Genomic DNA, 24,472 nt, shown 5'->3' with positions numbered 1-24,472 from the left:
TAATGTCGACAAATTTAAAGAAAAATTCTCAATGGCTTTGGGTCGGGGTGATTGCTGCAATCACTGCACTATTAATTGGTTTACTGGTTTTAAATTCAAAAAATAAATCTAATTCTTCCGAAGCATCGGAAGGTCACGGACATGCTGAAGAAGAGGGTGAAGAACACCATGAAGAAGGTGAAAAACCACTGCTACTCACTGCTCAGCAAATGCAGGAACAAAATTTAAAAATTGAACAAGCTGAACTAGGTGAGGTTCCTCAACTTCAAACTTATCCAGCAAAACTGGTTGTGAATACAGACCGACAAGCCCATGTCTCGCCAAGTTTTAGTGGTCGTGTCGAAGCGGTATATGTTGAATTGGGGCAACAGGTTAAAAAAGGGCAGGCTCTCGCAAGCTTATTGGTTCCAGATCTGGTAGACCAACAAGCGAATTTGCAAATTGCACAGTCTAATCTTGATTTAGCGCGTCAGGACTATGAGCGTGAACGCAGCTTATGGTCTCAAGGAATTTCTGCCAAACAAGATTATCAACGAGCTTATAACGCCTATCAGCAAGCCCAAATTCAAGTTAAAGCGGCTCGCTCGCGCTTAAGTGCATTCGGAGCGGGTTTAGGTTCAGGAGGACGCTATACCTTAATAGCGCCAATTGCTGGCGTGGTGAGTAATAAAGATATTGTGGTAGGTGAAAATGTACAGTTAGCAGATCAGCTTTTTATTATTAATCAGCTTGATCAGTTGTGGCTTGAGTTTATTTTACCAAGCACCGCAAATCTGAATTTAGAGCCAAATCAGCAGATTGAATTTAAATCTTTACAAACTGGGAATGAATTTAACGCTCAAGTCCAAAGCTTAACAACAGAGGCCGATGCTCAAACGGGTCGTTTACAAGTGCGTGCCAAGGTCTTGGCAAATAGTAGTGAATTGCGTCCAAACTTGATGGTTAACGTCGAGCTAAATTCAGGTTCAACACAAAAAGTGACACGTGTAAAGGCTCAAGCGATTCAACAAGTCGAAGGTAAAGACGTTATCTTTACCCCCAAAATGGTCAAAACAGGCTTTGAGTTTGAACCTGTGACGGTACAGTTGGGGCAACGTTCTAAAGATGGTCAATGGGTCGAAGTTGTAAAAGGTATTAATCCAAGCCAGCGCTATGTTGCAGAGGGCAGCTTCTTGCTGAAATCCGAACTGGAAAAGGGAGAGGCGGAGCATGGACATTAATAAACCGGAGCTGCCCAAACCAGAGGGACTGTTTGACAGAATTATTCAGTTTGCTATCCAAAATGCCATTTGGGTCATGCTATTTGTACTGACATGGATTGGAGTCGGGATCTGGAGTTATCAAAAGCTTCCTATTGATGCAGTTCCAGACATTACCAATGCTCAGGTCCAGATTAATACTCAAGCAAATGGATATACCGCTTTAGAGGTCGAACAGCGGATTACTTATCCTATTGAAAATGCGATGGCTGGAATTCCAAATCTGGAACAAACCCGCTCTATTTCACGTTATGGGCTTTCCCAAGTCACCATCATTTTTAAAGATGGAACCGATATTTATTGGGCAAGACAACTGATTAACCAGCGTTTACAAGAGGCGGACGGGCAACTGCCTGAATCAGTCGACCCCGTGATGTCTCCTGTTTCTACAGGTTTAGGTGAAATTTACCAATGGGTGGTAAAAGCAAAATCAGGTGCTAAAAAAGCAGATGGCACGGCCTATACAGCCATGGATTTACGTGAAATTCAGGACTGGATTGTACGTCCTCAGTTGCAGCGCGTGAAAGGCGTGGCTGAAATTAACAGTATCGGTGGCTACAATAAAACTTATATTGTGTCACCTGATTTAAAACGTTTGCAGCAGCTTCAGATTTCAATCAATGAATTTCAAACTGCTCTGCAAGAAAATAATGAAAATCGCGGTGCAGGTTTCATTGAAGAAAACGGAGAGCAACTTACCGTTCGTGTGCCAGGCATGCTAAGTAGTGTCGAAGATATTCAAAACATTACTGTGAGCACCAAAAATGGGCTACCAATTCGCGTGGCCGATGTAGCAAATGTTTCTATTGGGCATGATTTAAGAACAGGAGCTGCAACTTACAACGGTGAAGAGACCGTTCTTGGTATTGCCATGATGATGATGGGGGAAAATAGCCGTACCGTTGCTCAGGCGGTTGATAGCAAAATTAAGGAAATTCAGTCTACTTTACCTAAAGGCGTAGAAATCGAAACGGTTTATGACCGGACGAGCTTGGTAAATAAAGCAATTGCAACGGTGCAGAAGAACCTTGTAGAAGGGGCGATTCTGGTTATTGTGATTTTGTTTATTTTTCTAGGAAATTTTCGAGCAGCTTTAATCACAGCCTGCGTTATTCCACTTTCGATGTTATTTACCCTGACAGGTATGGCTGAACAAAACATTAGTGCCAACCTAATGAGCTTAGGAGCGCTTGATTTCGGGATTATTGTAGATGGTGCAGTTGTTATTGTAGAAAACTGTATTCGACGTCTAGCAGAAGCACAGCATGCTTTACATCGGCCTCTTACACGGGCTGAGCGATTCAAAGAAGTATTCCTTGCAGCAAAGCAGGCCCGTCGACCACTTATTTTTGGGCAAATGATTATTTTGGTGGTCTATTTACCTATTTTTGCTTTATCTGGTGTTGAAGCCAAAATGTTCCATCCAATGGCTATGACTGTGGTAATGGCATTATTGGGTGCAATGATTCTTTCTGTGACATTTGTACCTGCGGCAGTTGCTCTTTTTGTTACGGGTGAAGTGAAAGAAAAAGAAACACGTTGGATGCTTCTTTTAAAGCAGAAATACCGAGATATCCTTGATCAGGCTTATCAGCTTAAGATAGTGATTGTTAGCTTTGCATTAAGTATTTTAGTGCTCACAGGCGTGTTAGCTACCCAAATGGGTAGTGAATTTGCTCCACAACTCAGCGAAGGTGATTTTGCCTTGCAGCAAATGCGTTCACCGAGTACTGGGCTCGAGCAATCACTGCGAATGCAGGAAAATACTGAAAAACTCATTTTGAAAAACTTTCCCGAGGTAAAAGCTGTTTTTGCTCGGACAGGAACGGCTGAGGTTGCCACTGATGTGATGCCGCCTAATATCTCTGATGCAGTTATTTTACTTAAACCGCATGATCAATGGCCAAACTCTAAAGAGACGCTAGCTGAGCTGCGTTCACGTATGGAAGCTTTTTTAGCGACATTACCCGGTAATAACAGTGAGTTCTCTCAACCGATCGAGCTGCGCTTTAATGAGCTAATTTCAGGGATCCGGAGTGATATTGGTGTCAAGGTTTTTGGCGATGATATGCAAGTACTCAACGAGCAGGCTCAAGCACTCGCTCAGAAAGTACAAAAAATTTCAGGCGCTACCGCTGTTAAGGTAGAACAAACGAGCGGTTTACCGGTGCTGAGTGTCGAAATTAACCGACCTCTGGCTGCGCAATACGGATTATCTGCAAAAGCTATTCAAGATATTGTGGCGGCAAGTGTAGGTGGACAAAATGTTGGGCAGATTTTACAAGGCGATAGACGATTTGATTTTGAAATTCGCCTAGAAGACCAGCAGCGTACCATCCAAAACTTAGCCCAACTTCCGATTCAGCTACCAAATGGTGGACTGATCCAGCTTCAAGATGTTGCTAAAGTTGAACGTACCTCAGGTTTAAATCAGGTGGGACGTGAAAATGGTAAGCGCCGTGTCATTATTACTGCAAACGTAGAAGGCCGTGACTTAGGATCATTTGTTCAAGAATTAAGAACAACACTCGCAAAAGAACAACTGCCAGCGGGTTATTGGTTGGAATATGGCGGTCAGTTTGAAAATCTAGCCTCAGCTGCTGCCCGAATGAAAATTGTTGTGCCATTGGCGCTTGCTATGATTTTCATTCTACTCATGGCTGTATTCCATAATGTTAAAGAAAGCCTGTTGGTCTTTAGTGGTGTGCCATTTGCTTTGTCGGGTGGTCTTATTGCCCTTTGGCTAAGAGATATTCCACTGTCTATGTCGGCAGGTGTGGGTTTTATTGCCTTATCAGGTGTTGCAGTTTTGAATGGTCTGGTGATGCTGAGCTTTATTAAAGAGCTTAGAGAAAAATTTGATATTCAAACTGCAACATGGAACGGGGCGATCTTACGCTTGAGACCCGTACTCATGACCGCTTGTGTTGCCTCGCTTGGTTTTATTCCAATGGCTTTGGCAACTGGAACGGGTGCCGAGGTTCAGCGGCCTTTGGCAACTGTTGTTATTGGTGGCATTATTTCATCTACGATATTAACGCTGGTTTTATTACCGGTCATTTATCGATGGATGAATGAAGGCAAGACGAAAGGCGTTGAGCATTCATAGTGTCGTCGATTTGAGATATCTTTTTTGATTACAGAATTTAAGTCGAAAAAGTGTTTGTAGGAGTTAAAAGTAATGTGTCTTCATCGTTACTTTTAACTCATCATAAAGATAAATAAAAAGGAGTCCGCAAAATGGGTGGACATCATGGTCATGATCATAGTCATGCTGTAGTGACTGAAGGTAATGCTAAGAAATTAACGATTGCTTTGGCACTTACTACAACATTTTTAATTGTTGAAGTTATTGCAGGTTTAATCACGCAAAGTTTGGCATTGCTCTCTGACGCTGCGCATATGTTTACAGATGCAGCTGCTTTGGCAATTGCTTTGGTTGCTATTCAAATTTCAAAGCGTCCCGCCGATAATAAACGTACTTTTGGCTATCAGCGCTTTGAAATTCTGGCCGCTTTATTTAATGCGCTCATGCTGTTTGTGGTGGCGGTTTATATTTTATATGAGGCCTATATCCGCTTCTCTAAGCCACCTGAAATTCAAAGCGTGGGTATGCTCATTGTGGCGACCATTGGTTTAGTGATTAACCTCATCTCAATGAAAATTCTAATGTCGAGTGCCAATAACAGTCTAAATGTGAAAGGCGCTTATTTAGAAGTATTAAGTGATGCACTGGGTTCGGTAGGCGTTATTATCGGAGCACTTATCATTTACTTCACCAACTGGTACTGGATTGACACGCTTATTGCGGTACTCATTGGCTTTTGGGTGTTACCGCGTACATGGATTTTGCTTAAACAGAGTATTAATATTTTGCTCGAAGGCGTACCAGAAGAAGTAGATATTGAAAAGTTACGTGCAGATTTGCTTTCTTTGAATGGTGTAGAGAGTATTCATCAACTTAAAGTATGGGCGATTACTTCTAAAAATATCCATTTAACGGTGCACTTGTTTGCGCCACAAGCTGATCGGACCAAGCTCTATCAAGATGCTGTTGAAATGCTTTCTCATGAACATGGTATTGGCGAAGTGACATTGCAAATTGAAGACGATGCCGAGATCAATTGTCAGCATATTGCTCAAGATGCTTCACACGAGCATGACGATAATGACAAAGAACATTCACATCAGCATTAAGCTGATGTGAATACTTTTTTAAATTTCCCATTCGTGATTGCAGTCACGACATTTCCAGTGTTTTTGTGACTGCATAAACGCTTGCATAGATAATTTAAAGTCCGGCAAATCACGCCAGAACATAAAACCTGCCCCTACAGTCACAACAAAAACAACTACTGTTGCAATTTGAAGAGTGCTACCTGCACCATTGCCAAAAATCCACATAAAAATGCTAATCACAACCAAGAGTAAAAGCATAAAAAGTGCAGGAATTAAGATCGCAAGGCTTTTAGGAACTGCTGGTTTTACACTGTTAATGCCTTGGCTTACAGGCATAATTTTAACACTTTGACATTGAGGGCAACGATATTGCATGAGAACTCCACATTTAGTTTGAATCTATTCTAACGGAAATGTCGGAAAAGAAAAAAATTTGTAAGGTATCGATGAAGTGCTATGAGTTAGCAAAAAAATTACTTATGAATAAACAAAGGAATATAAAAAACTGATGATTTATCCGTACACATAAAAATTAAAATAATATTGTAGAGCATGCTAATCTACAGAAAAATGAAGTGTGATTAGCACTATAAATGAGCTTAAATACTCGTAAATAGGACGTGGAATAAATATAAAAAGGAGAGAAGGACTTGGGTCAACAAGATGACAATGAGTCGAAGCCTACAACAACACCATCAGTTGTAGCCACCCCAGATACCGCAAAACCGTCATTATCTCGTCGATTACTGCATAAGACATTGCAACATGCCCAAGATGCAGTTGGGTTTGCTAGCGACACCACACGTAATATTGCAGAGGTTGCTGACGCGGCTTTAGAAGCGCTTGATCAAGTGACTACTCACACCAGACGTGGAGTTGTTGGAATGACAAATCTGGCGGCAGGCACTGTACGAGATATGGTGTCTGAAACCAGTGAAACCGCACGCCAAGTCGCATTGATAATGGCGCGTACATTTTTAGGTAAGAGTACCTTAACTTTGTATTTACCTGAAATGTTATTAAATAATCAAATCCGTAAGCGTATTGATCGCTCTGAAATTGATGATATTAAAATTAAGTGCGGGAATGATAGTTTCCAAGTCGAGATCGATGGGCATTATCATCGTTTCATGTACCGTTTAAGTTTAGATTTTAAAGTATTGGAATGTCGTATTGGGCAGGAAAAATTTTTGCGCCTACGTCAAATGGATGAGAGTCTCGATGTACAGATTCGTCACGGGGGAACGCTGTCAAATTGGGCTGTTCGCCGTATTGGTCGAGTTGGCTTTGAAGTCGTAAATATGTTGCCCATTCCATCACTCATTAATCATTTGATTGGGGATATTCCCGGCATTCAACGTGATGGCCACCGTATGTGGTTTATTGACCTAGAGCAAGCAGGGTTTATTGACTTTATTAATAACCGTTCATGGATGGTTGAAAAGCTTTTGAGTCTGACAGATTTTAGTATTTTACCTGGTTTAAATATTTTGAGAGAAAGCCGAGAGCTGGTTCAGCAATTGGTAGATCAATTTGAAATTAGAGGACTACGAGTACAGTCGGGTCGTCTTGAAGTACAAGTGGGAATTGCAAGTTAATTTAGCGTAGGAAAAGCGAGTCATTGATTGGCTTTTCATTTTTTAGGCAAGAAAAAAGCCACTGACATTATGCAGTGGCTTTTTAGAATTTGGCGTCCCTACGGGGATTCGAACCCCGGTTACCGCCGTGAAAGGGCGATGTCCTAGGCCTCTAGACGATAGGGACATATGTGAGGCATACATCTGAAAAATTACTGGCGTCCCTACGGGGATTCGAACCCCGGTTACCGCCGTGAAAGGGCGATGTCCTAGGCCTCTAGACGATAGGGACGTTTCAGAGGTGGGCGTATATTAGGGCGATTTAATAAAAGTGTCAAATAGTTTTCTGAAGAAATATTAAAAAAAACAGTCAAGTGCTTAAAAATAACTCATATTGTAGAAAATATATACATTTATCCCTCATTTTTCTTGGAAAGGCTCAATAATTGCCTTTATAACGGAGGGATGTTGTAAATATCCTAAAATCTCGTGTGGCTGATTGGCGAAGGTGAAAATTTTCTGATTAATAATAGGGGGATCAAAGTTAAATGGAGCTTCACATAATGGAAATGCAGTCAAAAAATCATCTTGAGAGTAAAAATTAAACCATTCGCCGTGAATACATGGTGGCCTGACAATAGGGCTGGGCAGCTTACTTTGAATAACCCGAAAAGATAAAGGAGAAGCTAAAGTTATAAACCTTTTAATTGAAAAACGATGTGATGGGTTTGAAAATAGGTTAAAAGCAATCACTGAACCGAGAGAGTGTGCAACGACAATATAATCTTCCTCTTCTCGCATTTTCTTTAAAATCCGTTCATTCACTTCTTGCATAAATTCAGGATTAGATAAGTACATATAGGTTTCAATCAGAAACTGCTGTATCAAGCTTTCATGCAATTTAGGAAAGTTATTTAAAAGAACAACTAACTCTTTAAGTACCCGATCTTTTACGAGCTGAGAAGTGAGATAAAGTCGTTCTGAAAAGCTTTTTTCAGCTGGGGCGGTTGCTAGGGGTAATAATGGGACAAATGGCGTGTGTTCTTTAGTTGGAGGATTATTATGATGGAAGTGAATGGGTAAATAATTATTTAAAAATGATTTAGGTAATAAAGTGTTAAGGTCTAGTTGATTGCTTAACTGATATTTAGTCATCAGATCGCCATAAAATGGCATATGAATATGAAGATCACGCACATTAATTTTGCAAGGCATCTGTTTTAGACCGAGCTTAAATACTTTTAACCAATGCTCTTTCAAGCGATGCGCTGTGTAATTCTGTTGATTCATCCCGTGGATAAATATAATTTTCATTCTATACAAGGAATTGTTTTTAATATAAATTTTAATCTACAACGGTACGTTATATAAAACCAGTATGTAGACAAAAAAAAGTGTAGCTTTTTGCTACACTTTGATTTCACACCAAGAGATTTAAGCCTTGTTGCGATAAAAAATAAAATAGCTGACATAACATAAAGCTGTAAAAATAAGACAGCCTATAAAACCAGCGCGCATTTCAGGGTCTGCTGCCATACTTAAACAAGTAATAAAACAGAAAACGAAACCTAAAATCGGCACAATAGGAAATAAAGGAGCTGCATATTGTAAGTCTTTAACTGTATGGCCAGATTTGTACCATTGGCGACGGAAATTAAATTGACTTAAACAAATGCTCATCCAGACAATAACCATGGTAAATGCTGCAACGCCAAGCAGATTTTTAAAAATAGTCTCTGGTGCAAATTGCTCTGATAACAAGCCTGGAATCGCTCCAAACATTGTTACCACTAGAGCAACAATCGGTGTTCCACTTTTTGAAAGCGTAGCAAATACACTAGGTAATAATTTTTGCTCTGACAATGACCACATCATACGTGAAGCGGCATAAAGTCCTGAGTTTGCTGCTGAAAGTAAAGCCGTAATAATTACAAACCGAATAATGTCATCCGCATATGGAATGCCAATATAATTAAATACGGTAACGAAAGGGCTACTACTTACGCTTTCACCGCCTAAACCTGCAAGTTGGAATGGCAGTAAAGCGCTAATAACAATAATGGTACCCACAAAGAAAATAAGTAGGCGCCAGATTGCAGCATTAATTGCTTTTGGAACATTTTGGGCCGGATCTTTGGTTTCACCTGCTGCTACACCAATTAATTCAGTGCCTGAGAAAGCAAAGTTAACAATCAGCATGGTGGTAAAAATAGGAATTAAACCATGTGGGAACCAGCCTTGAGCGGTAAGATTGCTAAATAGCGGTGCAGTTTGGCTACCATGAAAAGGGATTAAACCAAAAATTGCTAAGAGGCCAAGCACAATAAAAGCAATAACGGTAATGACTTTAACAAGAGCTAGCCAAAATTCAGACTCAGCAAAAATGCGAGTTGAACTAATATTTAAGCCAAAAATCGTGATTGCAAAAACAATTGTCCAGATCCACATTGAAATATGTGGGAACCATTCCTGCATGAGTAATGCTGCGGCTGTGAATTCAGTTCCAAGCGTTGCAGTCCAGGTTAGCCAGTACATCCAAGAAATCATATAGCCTGTACTAGGGCTGATATATTTTTTTGCATAGGCACCAAAAGAACCTGAGACAGGCATGTGTACAGCGAGTTCTCCTAGGCAGAGCATGACCATATAAGCGATCGCGCCACCAAGAATATACGCAATAATTGCGCCAATAGCTCCAGTTTGTGAAATGACTTCCCCTGAACCTAAAAATAAGCCAGTTCCGATTGCTCCGCCTAGTGATAGCATAACAAGATGGCGAGTGCTCATGGCTCTTTTTAAAGGTGCAGTACTGTTCTGATGCTGATGAGCATCTAGTTGATTGTCAGATGGCTGCATATTACACATTGAGAGAATTAAGAAAGACGCTATTTTAGATAAAATAGACAAATGTGCAATCTAGAAAGAGATAAAGAATAAACAGTAAGGTGACGATAGAGTCTTTTTATAATTTTAAAAGCAGAATATGGCGTCCCTACGGGGATTCGAACCCCGGTTACCGCCGTGAAAGGGCGATGTCCTAGGCCTCTAGACGATAGGGACTTGATGAGGCAAACACAAAGGAGCGTGGTGGAGTCAAGCGGGATCGAACCGCTGACCTCTACAATGCCATTGTAGCGCTCTACCAACTGAGCTATGACCCCAGTTTGTGTGAGCGCAATATTAGGGTGGATGCGCTCACACGTCAACAAAAAAATGAATTAAGCTTCGCTAGTTGCTTCATTTTTAGGCAATTTTAGGCTCTCATTGAGTTTTTCCCAATTTTTAACTTCTTTCTTGCTTGGTCCACCCACAACTTCTAAGGCACGGCGTAAACGAGCAAAAGTTAAATCAGGCCCAAGGGTAACCATCGACTGCATTACAGGGGTTGAACTAGTTGAACCTGCAATTGCGATAAAGAACGCTGGCATGAAATCGCGTAATTTAATCTCCATCTGGTTCGCAAGATCCATTAGAGTTTGGCTAACAGTGTCGTTATTCCAAGTAAACTGACCTTCAAGACGCCAAATTGCAAATTGCAGACTTTGACGGACTTGCTCTTGAGTCAATTTTTTGCTTTCAAACATTTCAGCAGTAATTTGGGGCATATGGTTAAAATAGAAACCAGCCCAATTCACGGCTTCTGAAAGTAAATTAATACGTGGTTGAATGGCAGCTGCAATATCTTCTAAAGTGCTGCGGTCACTCTTCCATGTTAATAAACGGTCTAATAATTGGCCAGGGGTTAATCCTTTGATCCATTGACTATTTAACCAATTCAGTTTTTCAACATCAAAAATTGGGCCACCTAGTGATACACGTTGAATATCAAAGCTATCCATCATGTCTTGTAGCGTAAACACTTCACGCTCATCTGGCATTGACCAGCCCATACGGCCTAAATAGTTTAATAAGGCTTCTGGTAAAACGCCGATATCGCGGTAATAGTTAATTGATGTCGGGTTCTTACGTTTAGATAATTTTGATTTATCTGGGTTACGCAACAATGGCATATGGCAGAGTGTTGGCATTTCCCAACCAAAATATTGGTAAAGCAACTGATGCTTCGGTGCCGATGGAAGCCATTCTTCACCACGTAATACATGAGTGATTTCCATTAAATGGTCATCAACCACATTCGCTAAATGATAAGTCGGTAACCCATCATTTTTAAGAAGAACTTGCATGTCGACTTGTGCCCAAGGAATTTCAACTTCCCCGCGTAATAGGTCATTAAATTTACAAATACCTTCTTCAGGTACTTTCATACGGATGACGTGGGGTTCACCAGCTTCTAAGCGACGTGCTACTTCTTCTTGAGAAAGCTTCAATCCACGACCGTCATATTTTGGTGTTTCACCACGTGCTTGTTGTTCTGCACGCATCTGGTCTAGTTCTTCGGCTGTAGCGAAACAGTAAAAAGCATGACCTTTTTCAACAAGTTCTAATGCGTATTGCTTATAAATTCCCATACGTTCAGATTGGCGATACGGTGCATGAGGGCCACCTACATCTGGACCTTCCGACCAATTTAGACCTAACCAACGCAATGAATCTAAAATCATTTTTTCAGATTCTGGTGTAGAGCGAAGCTGGTCTGTATCTTCAATCCTTAAAATGAATTCTCCGCCATGTTGTTTCGCAAAACACATGTTAAATAAAGCGATGTAGGCAGTGCCGACATGAGGAAAACCGGTAGGGGAAGGTGCAATACGAGTACGAACTTTCATAGGTAATGGGTCAAAATAAAAATTGAAACTATTATAACGAAAAAGCCCAGTATTCTGACGTTTTATTTAACATCAGACTGGGCTAAAACTGAAACGAAGAGGGGATGTTTCAGGTTTTAAGAAGCATGCGGCTGAAAGATTGCCTGAACAAAACGTGAAAAACGCTCATGCTGAGCGGCAAGAAAATTTTGAGTTGGTGTAACACGAATAGTATTGAGTACTTTAAGCTCATCATCTGTAGAAGGTAATACAATAGGATTACGTTTCTGCTGATCTAAAGCTTTTTCAATAAGCGAAGTCTGCTTATCTGATCCAGTTTTGTTTGGAGTATCTTTAAGTACTGCTGCTGCAGAAAATTGTGATGCAAAACCTAGCACCAAACTTAAGCTTAACGCTTTTCCATAATGAATTTTCATTATTAATCATCCCCTCTGTTCATTACATTTCATCTTTTTTTTGAGTTTAACAAAATGTAAAATTACGGTAATGCTACGATTTAAACATAAATCTTAATAAAAAAGTGGAACTGTGTCACACTTTTTACAAAATTTACCTATATTTTAATCTGGTCGACGCAAATGTAGACCATATGTTTCCTTTACGCTTCATTATTTAACAAATTAATGTGTAGATAAAGTGAATGCTCTCATTAAGTTGTAAGAATAATTACAAAATTTTTCAAAAATGAAATAACTTAGACATCTTAATCTATATCTTTTAAAGAGATTAACAAAAAATATATTAATATAAGTAATTGATTGTAAATTATAAAATTAAAAATATAGTAAAACTAAAACCAATGATGGATTTTGTAAATGAAAAAAATATCAATAATGGCTGTAGCTGTGTATTTGGGAATGGCCGTAACAGCAGCTCAGGCGGCTACCTCTTTTTTAAATGTTTCTTATGATCCTACCCGTGAATTTTATCAAGAATATAATCAGGCTTTTGGTAAGTTTTGGAAGCAGCGCACAGGACAGGATGTTGAATTTAAACAGTCACATGGTGGGTCGGGCAAACAAGCCCGAGCGGTAGCTACAGGACTGGAAGCTGATGTTGTAACGTTAGCGTTAGCAAATGATATTGATGAGATTGTGAAAGCGGGTTTTATCCAGCCGAATTGGCAAAAAGAATTCCCAAATAATTCTGCACCTTATACTTCTACTGTTGTATTTCTAGTACGAAAAGGTAATCCAAAAAATATACGTGATTGGAATGATTTAACAAAACCAGGTGTTGAAATTATCACCCCTAATCCTAAAACAGGGGGAGCGCCTCGTTGGATTTATTTATCTGCATGGGGCTATGCCCTAAAACAACCTGGTGGGAATGATGCTAAAGCTCGTGAGTTAGTTAAAAAACTTTATCACAATGTAAAAGTACTTGATTCGGGAGCGCGTGGTTCGCTAACCACATTTGCTGAGCGTGGAATTGGTGACGTTTTATTATCATGGGAAAACGAAGCTTTATTGGCAACTAAAGGGCTTGATAAAGATAAATATGAAATCGTTTATCCCTCAATTTCAATTTTGGCAGAGCCATCCGTCGCGATTGTAGATAAAACCGTAGATAAAGATGGTAATCGAACTTTAGCAAAAGGTTATTTGAACTTTTTATATTCACCCTTAGGGCAAGAGCTGGCTGCTAAACATTATTTCCGACCACGTAATGCTCAAGTGGCCGCTAAATATGCAGCACAATTCCCAAAAATTAAATTATTTACTATTAATGATGTTTTTGGCGGCTGGGCTAAAGCCCAAAAAACTCACTTTGCTAATGGGGCTGTCTTTGATCAAATTTATGATGGTAAGCAGTAAATAAAATGATTTAAAAACACGAGTCAAAAAAGAAAACTTAAAGGGTAAATATTCATAAAGAAAGTAAGCAAACTTAAAAAAGTGAGCTTGCTTTCTTTTTTTGCTTAAAAAATGCTAACAAAACGGTTTTATCTATGAAAAATTAATATTTTCCTACAAAAAGCCGTTTGGCGTTGGTCATAAACAAGGTGATAATGTGCAGTTACATTTTTACGCAATGATTTAACACCTATGTCGCATATTTCTGTCTTACTTTTTGAGACCGTTGAGAGCTTATTGGCAGATCGCACAACAGGGGTGTATATCGATGCAACCTTCGGACGAGGTGGGCATACACGTTTATTGCTCTCTAAACTTGATGAAAATGCACGAGTGTATGCATTTGATAAAGATCCTCAAGCATTGGAAGTTGCTACTGCTTTGGCACAAGAAGATCCAAGATTTACCATCATTCATGCCAGTTTTGCTGATATTAAAGAGAAGATGCAGGAAATTGGCGTAATGAGCGTTGATGGCATTATGGCCGATCTAGGGGTGTCATCTCCTCAACTTGATCAGGCAGAGCGTGGTTTTAGTTTCATGCAAGATGGCCCGTTAGACATGCGAATGGATAACTCTAAGGGTCTAACTGCAGCTGAGTGGTTACTTGAAATTGAAGAAGAACAATTAGCAAATATTATTTATCAATATGGTGAAGAGCGTTATAGTCGACGTATTGCTAAAGCCATTAAAAACGCTGGAAAACTAGATACAACCGCTCAATTGGCGGAAATTGTTAAAACAGCTCATCCAAAATGGGAAAAACATAAACATCCAGCGACACGTACATTTCAGGCTATTCGAATTGCTATTAATAAAGAACTCGAAGATATTGAAGTGTTTTTGCCGCAAGCTGTAGACTTACTCAAACCAGAAGGACGTTTGTCTGTTATTAGTTTCCATTCTCTTGAAGACCGACTGATTAAGCAGTTTATTCAAAAAGAATCTACGTTAGCAGAAGATTTTGGTTGGGGAATGCCTGAGCAGCGGGTAGATACGAGAAGATTGAAGAAAATTTCACGGGTTCGTGCGAGCGAAGAAGAAGTAAAAGCGAACCCTCGGTCACGTAGTGCATGGCTTCGGGTTGCTGAACGCTTGGAAGAAAAAGGCGCGTAATGAAAAGCAGTGATGAAATCGCAACCACAGAAAACAAAGTGGTGAAAAAAGTTGTGGTGTATACAGTATTGGTGGCGCTTGTTTTTATAAGCGCCATGATGGTGGTATTTCAAGTATTTGAATATCGTCATGATTATAGAGAGCTTAGCTCTTATATGCGTGAACGAGATGATCTCAATGCTGAATGGGGGCGTTTGCTTATTGAGCAACAAACCTTTGGTGCAACGGCACAGATTGGTACGCGTGCTGTAACTCAGCTACGGATGTTTTCGCCACCGGCTGCAGAAACGGTGGTAATTTCTTTACCAATGACCTCAGAGCAAAATAAGTAAGGCCTTGCTGTATGGTAGATAAGCGAACAAAACAAACACGGAAAAAACAGCAGTCTATTTCGGAAAAACCAACTCTTGCCTTTGATATGTGGCGGTTTTATCTGCTCTGGGCAGTAGTGTTGCTCTGTTTTGTTGTTTTAATTGCACGTGCATTTTATGTACAAGTAATTAATAAAGATTTTTTACAAAACAAGGCCAATGCCAATATTTTGCGTACTGAGCGCATAGAAGCCATGCGTGGCGTGATTAGTGATCGCCATGGTGTACCTTTGGCCATTAGTACACCGATCATGAAAATCGTAATGGATCCACGTGATTATTTCGATACCAAGCACTTATATGACCAAATTACAGCGGAATTAAAGAAAGATCCGAATAATCGTAAATTAAAAAGACAATTACCCGATAAAAACTTGAATCTTGATGAGTTGGCGGATGTCGTTGGTTTAGATCGTGCCGATCTAAAAAAACAGATGAATGCACGTCCACGTTCTCGTTATTTGGTTCTGAAAAAAGAAATCCCACCGCAACAGGCTGACCTCATTATGAAAGGTAACTTTCAAGGGGTATATGCCGAAAAAACATATAAACGTTATTATCCTCAACCACAGCCAAATGCCCAGATTATTGGTTTAACCAACAGTGAAGGCCAAGGGATTGAAGGTTTGGAAATGCAGCTCAATAAACAACTGTCGGGTGTGGATGGTGAGCAAAAAATTATTCGTGATAAGCGCGGGAACCGCTTAAAAGTTTCAGAGGTTATTCGTGAGGGTGAACCAGGCGAAAATATCACTTTAAGTATCGACTCTCGTTTGCAATACATTATGTATCGAGAGCTGACCGCAGCTGGTGTTGCAAATAATGCCCGCTCGGCAACAGCAATTGCTGTTGATGTTAAGACAGGTGAAATTCTGGCAATGACCAGTTGGCCGTCATATAACCCGAATGATAAAAACGGGCTATCTAATAAAGATGCCATGCGTAACCGCGGTGCGATTGATATGTTCGAGCCGGGTTCAACCATGAAGCCATTTACAATTTCTTCTGCATTAGAAACTGGTCAATATACGCCTAATACAATTGTAAACACTTCCCCAGGCTCAATGCGTTTAGGTTGGCATACGATTCGTGATACCCATAATTATGGTGCTTTAACCGTAAGTGGCGTGATTATTAAGTCCTCAAACGTAGGTTCTGCAAAAATTGCATTGTCACTGCCGAAAGAAACACTGCCAAGCTTCTTTAATCGTGCTGGTTTTGGTAAGCGTTCGGCTGTGAAATTTCCAGGTGAAAGCTCAGGCTTAGTGCTTCCGGTAAGTAAATTAAACTCTTCCCAAATTGGTACCATGGCTTATGGTTATGGCTTAAACGCGACTATTCTTCAGTTAGCGCAAGGCTATGCAATGCTTGCAAATCATGGACAGAAGATGCCTTTAAGTCTACATAAGTTAGATCAGCCACCTAAAGGTGAGCAAGTTCTTGCTCCAAAAATTGCCGATCAGGTTTTGCTCATGCTAGAGCAGGTTACGATGCCTGGCGGTACTGCAAAGCAAGCTAATATCCCGGGTTATCGTGTGGGTGGTAAAACAGGTACAGCTCATAAACTTCGTGCAGACCGCAAGGGTTATTCAAATAATGAATACCGTGCTTTATTTGCTGGTGTAGCTCCAATTAGTGACCCGCGTTTAGCTGTTATTGTCGTTGTTGAAAATCCGCAAGGCCGTTATTACGGTGGTTTGGTTGCTGCCCCTGTTTTTGCACGCATTATGCAAGAGTCATTGCGTTTAATGAATGTGCCGCTTGATAAGCCCCTTGATACTTCAGTAAATCCTATTCGCAGGTAAGCTATGTCTGTTTCTTTTCAAGAACTCAATCCAGCCGAGATTGATGCACAGTGGTCTAAACAGCCTTTTCATGGCTTTAGTTTAGACAGCCGTAAGGTTGAGTCAGGCCAAATCTTTATTGCTTTGACAAGTTATAGCCAGCCTGAAAAAACGCGTACATTTGCTGAAGCAGCTTTAGCAAATGGAGCGTTGGCTGTTATTAGCGAAACCGAATTAGGTGTTGCAAATGAATGGGTATGCCCTGATGTGCGTCAACGTATGGGTGAATGGCAAGAGCGTTATTTACAACATATAGATCCTGTTACACCAGCACGTATTGTTGCAGTAACAGGCACAAACGGTAAAACGACGATTTCACGTTTAGTTGCTGAATTAATTAGTTCACAACAACAGCGCTGTGCCGTGATGGGCACAACAGGTAATGGTATTTTGCCTGACTTAACGCCATCAACTCATACTACGCTTGATGCTTTGCAGCTACAAAATGCGTTGCATGATTATGCTAAACAAGGTGCAACTTTTGCGTCTTTGGAAGCAAGCTCACATGGTTTAGAGCAGGGGCGTTTAAATGGTTGTGCGATTGATATTGCTGTTTATAGTAATCTAAGCCGCGATCATCTTGATTATCATGGCACTTTAGAGGCATACGCAGAAGCAAAGGCGCTTTTATTCCGTTTCAAATCTCTAAAAGTAGCTGTTATTAATCTTGATGACGAACATGCTGCACTAATGATAAATGCAGCAAAACAAAATCCTGCTCAGCCAAAGATTCTGACGTATTCACTTACACAAAATACGGCTGATTATTATATTAGTGATTTAAGTTACAGTTTGGCAGGGGCGACTTTTAATTTAGTCAGTCAGCAAGGTTCTTTTGCTGTTCAAAGTCCATTATTGGGACATTTCAATGTTGAAAACCTGATTGCAGCACTTATTGCTGCTGAGCAAGCAGGTTTTGATTTAGAAGCTTTAGTTACTTTTGTTCCTAAGCTTATTGGTGCGCCAGGACGAATGCAGGTTATTCGTGATGGCGAACGTTTATTTGTTGTGGATTATGCACATACACCTGATGCGTTGATTCAGGTACTTAAAACTTTAAAACGTCATGTTTCTAATCAGCTTTGGGCAGTATTCGGATGTGGTGGGGACCGTGACCGTGGTAAACGTCCACTAATGACTCAAGCAGCTTTGGATGGGGCGAATCCGATTATTCTGACTTCAGATAATCCAAGAACTGAAGATCCCGAACAAATTTTTGCTGATATGAAGCAAGGAATTGATTTCTCTGGGCATCGCATGCAGGAAATTCATGATCGCCGTGCAGCAATTAAATTTGTTGCACAGCAAGCTCAAGCTGGTGATATTGTGGTTATTGCTGGTAAAGGCCATGAAAATTATCAAGAAATTAATGGTGTGCGCCACTGGTTTGATGATGTTGTCGAAGTACAATCAGCAATTGCTGCACAGCACCATACCGTAGACGCTGCTTACCCTGCACAATAGGACTATTTATGCATACTTCAACCACCAGTACCGTGCCTTTGGAACCGTGGACAGCTCAACAATTACAACAGGCAACGCAGGGCTATTGGCATAAAGACCAAATCCCTCAAACTGAAATTAAACGTATTTTGACGGACTCACGTCATGCAGAAACTGGGGATGTTTTTTTAGCACTTAAGGGTGAACGTTTTGATGCACACAACTTTGTAGCTCAGGTTGCAGCGAATGGTTGTCAAATCGCAATTGTTGAACGCCCTTTAGATGTCGATATTGCACAGTTGGTTGTTACCGATACTCGCTTGGCTTTGGGGCAACTCGGCGCTTATCGTCGTGAGCAAAACACACAGTTAAAAGTGATTGCTTTAACAGGCAGTAGCGGTAAAACCACAACTAAAGAAATGTTGGGAAGTATATTATCGCGCTTAGCTCCGACATTAATCACCCGTGGTAATTTAAACAATGACCTCGGTGTGCCCATGATGTTGCTTGAACTGAGAAAAGAGCATCAGTTTGCTGTAATGGAATTGGGTGCAAGCCATCAAGGTGAAATTGACTATACTTCTAAATTAGTTCAGCCGCATGTTGCAGGCATTTTGAATATTGGGACTGCTCATTTAGGTGAGTTTGGCGGGCGTGAAGGTATTTGCCGCGCTAAATCAGAAATTTATGGACATATTTTGCCAGATGGCGTTGCAATCGTTCCGCAACAAGATGACTTCACTGCTGAGATTCTTGAAGCTGCAAAAGCGCATCGTATCTCTACATTTGGTGTAGGTGGCGATGTGTATGCAACAGATATTGAATTATTGCCTCAATCAACAAATTTTATCCTACATACGCCTCAAGGCAGCAGTGCAGTTAAGCTCTCTTTTGCCGGTGAGCATAATGTTCAAAATGCAACTGCGGCTGTAGCCTTTGCCTTAGCGCTTGGGATTGGGCTTGAAGATATTGTTCAAGGCTTAGAGCAAGCTCACGGTGCTAAAGGGCGTCTGAACTTTATTCAAAAATCTCCTTACTTATTTATTGATGATACTTACAATGCCAATCCGAGTTCTATGCGCGCTGCTGCACAAGTATTGTTGCAGCAACAAGGCATAAAAGTGATGGTCATGGGTGATATTGGTGAGTTGGGAGATAGCAGTTGGCAAGAACATCACGATTTAGGCCGTGATCTTGCCGGGCTTCCTTTAGATTATATTATTGCAGTTGGGCAGTTTGCTTCAGCCGCTCTCGAGGGTGCAGACTCTCATTCCAATAAAGTGAAAGCATTTCAGACACAAGCTGAGGCGCTTCCATTTCTAATCAATCTAATCCAAACACATCAACCACAGTCCATGAGTTTCCTGTTTAAAGGTTCTCGCTTTACACATATGGAAACGTTGATGGCTGATTTGATGGAGAAACTTTAAATGCTGTTATGGTTGTTTGAACAACTTGCGGGCTATCACAGTTCGTTTCAGGTCGTTCGTTATTTAACATTACGTTCTTTACTCAGTGTATTAACTTCACTGACCATTGGTTTGGTCCTCGGACCGATCATGATTCGTAAATTACAAGCGTTAAAGTACGGTCAGGCAGTAAGTTCATTTGCTCCTGAGAATCATGCTAAAAAGATGGGTACACCAACCATGGGCGGGATTTTAATTCTGCTTTCAATTGGTATTAGTACTTTACTTTGGGCAGATTTATCTAACCCTTATGTCTGGATTGTGCTTGGTGTAATGGTCGTATTCGGTGCTGTAGGCTGGGCCGATGACTGGATTAAAATTCGCTATAAAGACAATGCAGGTTTACCTGCCCGTAAGAAGTTTTTCTGGACCTCTGTTGCATCACTTGGTGCCGGTATTGCTTTATATTTAATTGCGACCCAACAATCTAACGAAGCCTACACAGCAAACATGCTGGATTTATTGATTCCATTCTTTAAGAATCTTTCAATTCCACTCTCAATTGTTCCGTTAGGCTTGGCATTTATTGTATTTACTTATCTGGTCATTAATGGTGCCTCTAACGCGGTTAACTTAACTGATGGTTTAGATGGTTTAGCAATCATGCCTGTTGTAATGGTGGCCACTGGTCTAGGTGTATTTGCTTACTTGTCAGGTGACATTCGTTTTGCTAACTATTTGCATATTCCATATGTGAAATATACCTCTGAGCTTGTTGTGATCTGTTCTGCCATGATTGGTGCAGGTTTGGCATTTCTTTGGTATAACGCACATCCTGCTCAAATCTTTATGGGCGATGTTGGCGCGTTAGCTTTAGGTGCGATGCTGGGAACAATTGCTGTTATGGTACGCCAAGAAATCGTATTTGCGATTATGGGTGGTGTGTTTGTAATGGAGGCAGTATCAGTATTCCTGCAAATTGGATCGCTACGGATGCGTAATAAACGCGTGTTCTTAATGGCGCCATTGCATCATCACTATGAAAAGCAGGGCTGGAAAGAAACCCAAGTTGTGATCCGTTTTTGGATTATTACAATTATATTAGTAGTTTTAGGTCTAATGACTTTAAAATTGCGTTAAGAAAGGTTTTAACTAGAGCCGGCATTGCCGGCTTTTTTATTGAGAGAAAAACATGAGCGTATTGATGTGTCCTGTTTGCCGTCAGCCTTTAGATCTAATGGATAAAACTTGGCGATGCGAAAAAGGACATAGTTATGATGTCGCTAAACAAGGTTATGTGAACTTACATGTTGTGCAGCATAAACATAGTAAAAACCCTGGAGACACACCAGAGTCAGTCGACGCGCGACGAGCTTTCTTACAAGGGGGGTATTATCAGCCTTTACAACATGCTGTAGTCGCTTTGTTAAAACAGCTAGGCATAAAAAACGTACTTGATATTGGGTGTGGCGAAGGCTATTACACAAGTGCCATGCAGCAAGTCGTTAAGCAATGTGTCGGTGTTGATATCGCAAAAAATGCAGTACAGCGTGCAGCAAAGCTTAATACTGAAGTAACTTGGGTTGTGGGAACAGGAGCGACTTTACCTGTGCTTGATCAGAGCATGGATGCATGTACTAGCTTGTTCAGCCCAATTCCACAAGCAGAAATTGCACGTGTTTTAAAAAATGAAGGCTATTTAATTGTCGTCACGCCAGCCTCTGAACATTTATATGCAATGCGTGAGGCTTTATTTGAGCAGGTTAACCCTCACACACCAGAAAAGTTTGTAGAGCAGTTACAAGATTTGTTTGAACTCAAGCAAGAGCAAATTATTAATGCACCCTTTGTGCTTGATCAACAGGCCTTGAAAAATCTGATTGCTATGACGCCTTATGCGTATAAAGCTTCTCCTGAGCGCCGTTCGCAGTTAGAGCAGCAGTCACAATTAGAGGTAACGGCATCTTTTCAAATTTATGTCTTTCAGAAACGCATAAAAGAAACCATTTAACGATCTATTTTAGAAGCGCAAAAAAGCCATCATACGATGGCTTTTTTGCTATTCAATCTGATTAATCAGATTTTCCAATTCATCTTTTTCTCGCTTCGGTGCGGTTTCCTGTGAAGGTCGCATGGTAGGAGGCGCAGCCTTAGATGGAATAACAATTTCTTCACCCGGTAAATCAGAGAAGTCATTGTCATTACTCAGTTTTGGTTGCGGTGGTGCTGGGCGATAGAGCGGAAGCGCTAATGGTGGAGCTGCACGATAAGTTTTCTTATCACCTACTTCAGTAACGGTTTGTTGTTTGTCACGAGAAATAGGGCCTTGAGCATCTTTATCTAAACGAACCCACGCTGCTGGCGTACCTTGCAATGCTTGACCCATAAAGTTAATCCAGATCGGTAATGCTGCAATACCACCATATTCACGGCGGCCAAGCGTAGTCGGTTGGTCAAATCCAACCCATGCTACAGTCACTAACTTGCCGTTAAAGCCTGCAAACCATGCATCTTTTGCATCATTCGTAGTACCTGTTTTACCACCTAAATCACTACGGCCAATTTTAAGTGCAGCACGACCTGTACCATGCTCAATTACATCACGCAAGATGTTCGCCATATCATAAGCAGAGCTTGATTTTAAGATACGTTGAGCTTGGCGATATTGACTGTTGTTTTTATCAGTCTGTTTAAGATTAAGCTGCTGAGCGGCCTTTTCCTTCTGCTCTACATCTTTATTCGTAACCTCGATGACTTCATCATCAGTCGTTGTAGTTTTTTGCTCATTATCTGTTGTGTCAGGTGCATTAATACATGGAATACATGCGTATTCTGGTTTGGCTTCATAAATGACTTTGCCGTAAGCATCTTCAATACGTTGAATGAAATGCGGTTGCACGCGGTAACCGCCATTTGCAAATGTTGCATAACCGGTTGCCATTTGAATTGGTAATACTTGAGGAGTACCTAAGGCAATGGTGTAGTTACGTGGAATTTGATCTTCTTGTAAACCAAAATCCATAAATAATTGGCGAGTACGTTCAATCCCTACAGTTTGTAGAAGTCTTACTGATACGGTATTACGAGACAAATATAAAGCACGACGTAATGGGATCATACCTAAGTAACGCCCATCAGAGTTTCGCGGTGTCCATTTGCCAATCGTAATTGGACTATCATTCACCATGCTATATGGTGTCATACCTCTTTCTAATGCTAAAGCATAGAGGAAAGGCTTAATTGTAGAACCTGGTTGGCGCCAGCCTTGCAAGGCACGGTTAAATTTCGATTGATAGAAGTTATACCCACCTACAATTGCTTCAATTGAGCCATCATTTGGGTTAATTGCAATAAGTTGGCCTTGAACTTTTGGAACCTGAACTAAAGACCATGCTGTTTTTGCATCATTTGGACGTAAACGAACAATATCTTTAACTTTAACAATTTGAGAGGCACGGGAAGGGGCACCACCTACACTATTTGCATTGCGATAGGGACGGGCCCATGACATACCTGACCACTGTACAGTAACTGTTGTGCCATCTTGCATTAATGCGTCAAAAGAGCTGCTATTTACCTTGGTGACTTGTGCAGGATAGGTGTTGGCATATGCTCTAAATTCACTTAATGGTTTGTCATGCGCTTCTGCACCGCGCCAGCCATGACGACGGTCATAAGCTTCAAGGCCATCTTGCACAGATTTTTCTGCAATCGCTTGGCGTTTAGCATTGATGGTTGTATAGACTTTATAACCCGAGTCAATTGCTTGTTCGCCAAAATGCTTGACTAGTTCTGAACGAACCATTTCGCCTGCATACGGGTGAATATTATTTAGTTCCCGATTGGGCATATTGAGGTTAATCGGTTCAGCTACAGCTTTTTGATATTCTGCTTGAGAGATATAACCCAGCTGTAACATACGACCTAAAATCCAGTTACGTCGTTCAAGTGCACGCTCTGGATTAACCACTGGGTTGTATTTAGAAGGAGCTTTTGGCAAACCTGCGATCATTGCCATTTGAGCAATGCTCAGCTCATTAATACTTTTGTTGTAATAAATTTTGGCTGCTGCTGCGATACCGTAGGCATTTTTTCCTAAGAAGATTTTGTTCACATAAAGACTGAGAATTTCTTCTTTAGTTAAATTCTGCTCAATTTTTCGAGCCAAAAAGATTTCGGTTATTTTACGTTTTAATGTTCTTTCTGGGCTCAAATAATAATTCTTGGCAACCTGCATGGTAATGGTCGAACCACCAGTTTGCACATCAGAACCAGTCACACTTTCACTTAAAGCACGCCCTAAACCTTTAAAACTAATCCCGCTATGTTCAAAGAAAGAAGAGTCTTCTGCTGCTAAAAATGCATGAATAAAAGCAGGAGGAATTTGTTTGTATTCAACCGGAATAGAAAGCTTACCACCATACTCTGCAATCAGTTGATTATCTGATGTATAGACCTGTAGTGGTTTTAAAAGCGGAGCTTTCTTTAGTGAACTCATTTCGGGGAGCGATGGGGCGATATAGAGATACATGCCATAAAAGCCCATCGGAAGTGAGACTAAGATAATAATAATGATCAAAAAAATTGGACGCACGAAGCCCAAACTGGATAGCTTTTTCATGATAAGTAAGCTTTAATAAGATCGAATACAAACTAATTGTGGTCAGTATAGCCTTTAGACATGCGGATTG

The 24,472-nt window shown here is 40.7% G+C and carries 17 protein-coding genes, 4 tRNA genes and 1 pseudogene; 12 read left to right on the top strand and 10 right to left on the bottom strand.

Annotated elements, in window-relative coordinates; translation table 11 throughout:
- Window positions 1-2: 2 nt before the first annotated feature.
- From OD757_RS11525 to OD757_RS11515, 3 genes are all read left to right on the top strand, one after another.
- Window positions 3-1,220 (top strand): efflux RND transporter periplasmic adaptor subunit, encoded by a 1,218-nt coding sequence (locus OD757_RS11525; RefSeq protein WP_263031952.1) that lies wholly within the window; start codon window positions 3-5, stop codon window positions 1,218-1,220.
- On the top strand, window positions 1,210-4,368 hold the full coding sequence (locus OD757_RS11520; RefSeq protein WP_263031951.1) for an efflux RND transporter permease subunit: 3,159 nt from the start codon (window positions 1,210-1,212) through the stop codon (window positions 4,366-4,368). Before OD757_RS11525 ends, OD757_RS11520 begins: the two co-directional genes overlap by 11 nt.
- 131 nt (window positions 4,369-4,499) lie before the next feature.
- Entirely contained in the window at window positions 4,500-5,456 is a 957-nt protein-coding gene (locus OD757_RS11515) for a cation diffusion facilitator family transporter (protein WP_263031950.1), read from the top strand.
- Between the two features lie 18 nt (window positions 5,457-5,474).
- On the opposite strand, the gene OD757_RS11510 is transcribed toward OD757_RS11515, so the two are convergent.
- Complete coding sequence (locus tag OD757_RS11510) at window positions 5,475-5,813, bottom strand: hypothetical protein (protein WP_009391948.1); 339 nt, start codon at window positions 5,811-5,813, stop codon at window positions 5,475-5,477.
- A gap of 275 nt (window positions 5,814-6,088) precedes the next feature.
- Between OD757_RS11510 and OD757_RS11505 the strand changes: the two genes are divergently transcribed.
- Complete coding sequence (locus tag OD757_RS11505; protein WP_263031949.1) at window positions 6,089-7,036, top strand: hypothetical protein; 948 nt, start codon at window positions 6,089-6,091, stop codon at window positions 7,034-7,036.
- Window positions 7,037-7,126: 90 nt separating this feature from the next.
- On the opposite strand, the gene OD757_RS11500 is transcribed toward OD757_RS11505, so the two are convergent.
- The 8 genes and pseudogenes from OD757_RS11500 to OD757_RS11465 all read right to left on the bottom strand — a co-directional run bounded on the left by OD757_RS11500 (window position 7,127) and on the right by OD757_RS11465 (window position 12,158).
- A tRNA-Glu gene (locus tag OD757_RS11500) sits at window positions 7,127-7,202 on the bottom strand.
- Window positions 7,203-7,231: 29 nt separating this feature from the next.
- Window positions 7,232-7,307: transfer RNA gene (locus OD757_RS11495), tRNA-Glu, on the bottom strand.
- A gap of 121 nt (window positions 7,308-7,428) precedes the next feature.
- A pseudogene (locus OD757_RS11490) lies at window positions 7,429-8,329 on the bottom strand (hypothetical protein).
- 120 nt (window positions 8,330-8,449) lie between these two features.
- Window positions 8,450-9,871: an amino acid permease gene (locus OD757_RS11485; RefSeq protein WP_009392011.1), complete on the bottom strand. Its 1,422-nt coding sequence runs from the start codon at window positions 9,869-9,871 to the stop codon at window positions 8,450-8,452.
- Between the two features lie 128 nt (window positions 9,872-9,999).
- Window positions 10,000-10,075, bottom strand: a tRNA-Glu gene (locus OD757_RS11480).
- Between the two features lie 25 nt (window positions 10,076-10,100).
- Window positions 10,101-10,176, bottom strand: a tRNA-Ala gene (locus tag OD757_RS11475).
- A 57-nt stretch (window positions 10,177-10,233) separates the two neighbouring features.
- A complete protein-coding gene (gltX, locus tag OD757_RS11470; protein ID WP_263031947.1) occupies window positions 10,234-11,742 on the bottom strand; it encodes a glutamate--tRNA ligase in 1,509 nt (502 codons plus the stop codon).
- Between the two features lie 116 nt (window positions 11,743-11,858).
- A complete protein-coding gene (locus OD757_RS11465) occupies window positions 11,859-12,158 on the bottom strand; it encodes a hypothetical protein (RefSeq protein ID WP_009392034.1) in 300 nt (99 codons plus the stop codon).
- 399 nt (window positions 12,159-12,557) lie between these two features.
- Here OD757_RS11465 and OD757_RS11460 point away from each other — a divergent pair, with 399 nt between their 5' ends.
- The 8 genes from OD757_RS11460 (at window position 12,558) to OD757_RS11425 (ending at window position 21,792) form a co-directional block, all read left to right on the top strand.
- A complete protein-coding gene (locus OD757_RS11460; RefSeq protein WP_263031946.1) occupies window positions 12,558-13,559 on the top strand; it encodes a sulfate ABC transporter substrate-binding protein in 1,002 nt (333 codons plus the stop codon).
- Between the two features lie 231 nt (window positions 13,560-13,790).
- Window positions 13,791-14,714 (top strand): 16S rRNA (cytosine(1402)-N(4))-methyltransferase RsmH, encoded by a 924-nt coding sequence (gene rsmH / locus OD757_RS11455; RefSeq protein WP_263031945.1) that lies wholly within the window; start codon window positions 13,791-13,793, stop codon window positions 14,712-14,714.
- On the top strand, window positions 14,714-15,046 hold the full coding sequence (gene ftsL / locus OD757_RS11450) for a cell division protein FtsL (protein ID WP_004789835.1): 333 nt from the start codon (window positions 14,714-14,716) through the stop codon (window positions 15,044-15,046). The genes rsmH and ftsL overlap by 1 nt, the downstream gene beginning before the upstream one ends.
- An 11-nt stretch (window positions 15,047-15,057) precedes the next feature.
- Window positions 15,058-16,890, top strand: coding sequence for a penicillin-binding protein PBP3 (ftsI, locus tag OD757_RS11445; RefSeq protein ID WP_009391985.1), 1,833 nt, complete (start codon window positions 15,058-15,060; stop codon window positions 16,888-16,890).
- A gap of 3 nt (window positions 16,891-16,893) precedes the next feature.
- On the top strand, window positions 16,894-18,393 hold the full coding sequence (locus OD757_RS11440) for a UDP-N-acetylmuramoyl-L-alanyl-D-glutamate--2,6-diaminopimelate ligase (protein ID WP_263031944.1): 1,500 nt from the start codon (window positions 16,894-16,896) through the stop codon (window positions 18,391-18,393).
- An 8-nt stretch (window positions 18,394-18,401) separates the two neighbouring features.
- Window positions 18,402-19,802, top strand: a complete 1,401-nt coding sequence (locus OD757_RS11435) for a UDP-N-acetylmuramoyl-tripeptide--D-alanyl-D-alanine ligase (protein WP_263031943.1) — start codon at window positions 18,402-18,404, stop codon at window positions 19,800-19,802.
- Window positions 19,803-20,921 (top strand): phospho-N-acetylmuramoyl-pentapeptide-transferase, encoded by a 1,119-nt coding sequence (gene mraY, locus OD757_RS11430; protein WP_009391943.1) that lies wholly within the window; start codon window positions 19,803-19,805, stop codon window positions 20,919-20,921.
- Between the two features lie 52 nt (window positions 20,922-20,973).
- Window positions 20,974-21,792, top strand: a complete 819-nt coding sequence (locus OD757_RS11425) for a putative RNA methyltransferase (RefSeq protein ID WP_263031942.1) — start codon at window positions 20,974-20,976, stop codon at window positions 21,790-21,792.
- Between the two features lie 48 nt (window positions 21,793-21,840).
- Here the strand turns inward: OD757_RS11425 and ponA are convergent, their stop codons facing one another.
- On the bottom strand, window positions 21,841-24,402 hold the full coding sequence (gene ponA / locus OD757_RS11420) for a penicillin-binding protein PBP1a (protein WP_263031941.1): 2,562 nt from the start codon (window positions 24,400-24,402) through the stop codon (window positions 21,841-21,843).
- Window positions 24,403-24,472: the final 70 nt, after the last annotated feature.

The sequence above is a fragment of the Acinetobacter sp. AYS6 genome, assembly GCF_025630795.1.
GTDB lineage: Bacteria > Pseudomonadota > Gammaproteobacteria > Pseudomonadales > Moraxellaceae > Acinetobacter.
Note: the sequence above shows the minus strand (reverse complement) of the source record. Positions and strands in the feature narration are given on the sequence as shown.

Bases quoted from the DNA above. Each gene is read 5' to 3' on its own strand.
- OD757_RS11525 (WP_263031952.1), top strand. From the start codon at position 3: ATGTCGACAAATTTAAAGAAAAATTCTCAATGGCTTTGGGTCGGGGTG.
- OD757_RS11520 (WP_263031951.1), top strand. From the start codon at position 1,210: ATGGACATTAATAAACCGGAGCTGCCCAAACCAGAGGGACTGTTTGAC.
- OD757_RS11515 (WP_263031950.1), top strand. From the start codon at position 4,500: ATGGGTGGACATCATGGTCATGATCATAGTCATGCTGTAGTGACTGAA.
- OD757_RS11510 (WP_009391948.1), bottom strand. From the start codon at position 5,813: ATGCAATATCGTTGCCCTCAATGTCAAAGTGTTAAAATTATGCCTGTA.
- OD757_RS11485 (WP_009392011.1), bottom strand. From the start codon at position 9,871: ATGCAGCCATCTGACAATCAACTAGATGCTCATCAGCATCAGAACAGT.
- gltX (WP_263031947.1), bottom strand. From the start codon at position 11,742: ATGAAAGTTCGTACTCGTATTGCACCTTCCCCTACCGGTTTTCCTCAT.
- OD757_RS11465 (WP_009392034.1), bottom strand. From the start codon at position 12,158: ATGAAAATTCATTATGGAAAAGCGTTAAGCTTAAGTTTGGTGCTAGGT.
- OD757_RS11460 (WP_263031946.1), top strand. From the start codon at position 12,558: ATGAAAAAAATATCAATAATGGCTGTAGCTGTGTATTTGGGAATGGCC.
- rsmH (WP_263031945.1), top strand. From the start codon at position 13,791: ATGTCGCATATTTCTGTCTTACTTTTTGAGACCGTTGAGAGCTTATTG.
- ftsL (WP_004789835.1), top strand. From the start codon at position 14,714: ATGAAAAGCAGTGATGAAATCGCAACCACAGAAAACAAAGTGGTGAAA.
- ftsI (WP_009391985.1), top strand. From the start codon at position 15,058: ATGGTAGATAAGCGAACAAAACAAACACGGAAAAAACAGCAGTCTATT.
- OD757_RS11440 (WP_263031944.1), top strand. From the start codon at position 16,894: ATGTCTGTTTCTTTTCAAGAACTCAATCCAGCCGAGATTGATGCACAG.
- OD757_RS11435 (WP_263031943.1), top strand. From the start codon at position 18,402: ATGCATACTTCAACCACCAGTACCGTGCCTTTGGAACCGTGGACAGCT.
- mraY (WP_009391943.1), top strand. From the start codon at position 19,803: ATGCTGTTATGGTTGTTTGAACAACTTGCGGGCTATCACAGTTCGTTT.
- OD757_RS11425 (WP_263031942.1), top strand. From the start codon at position 20,974: ATGAGCGTATTGATGTGTCCTGTTTGCCGTCAGCCTTTAGATCTAATG.
- ponA (WP_263031941.1), bottom strand. From the start codon at position 24,402: ATGAAAAAGCTATCCAGTTTGGGCTTCGTGCGTCCAATTTTTTTGATC.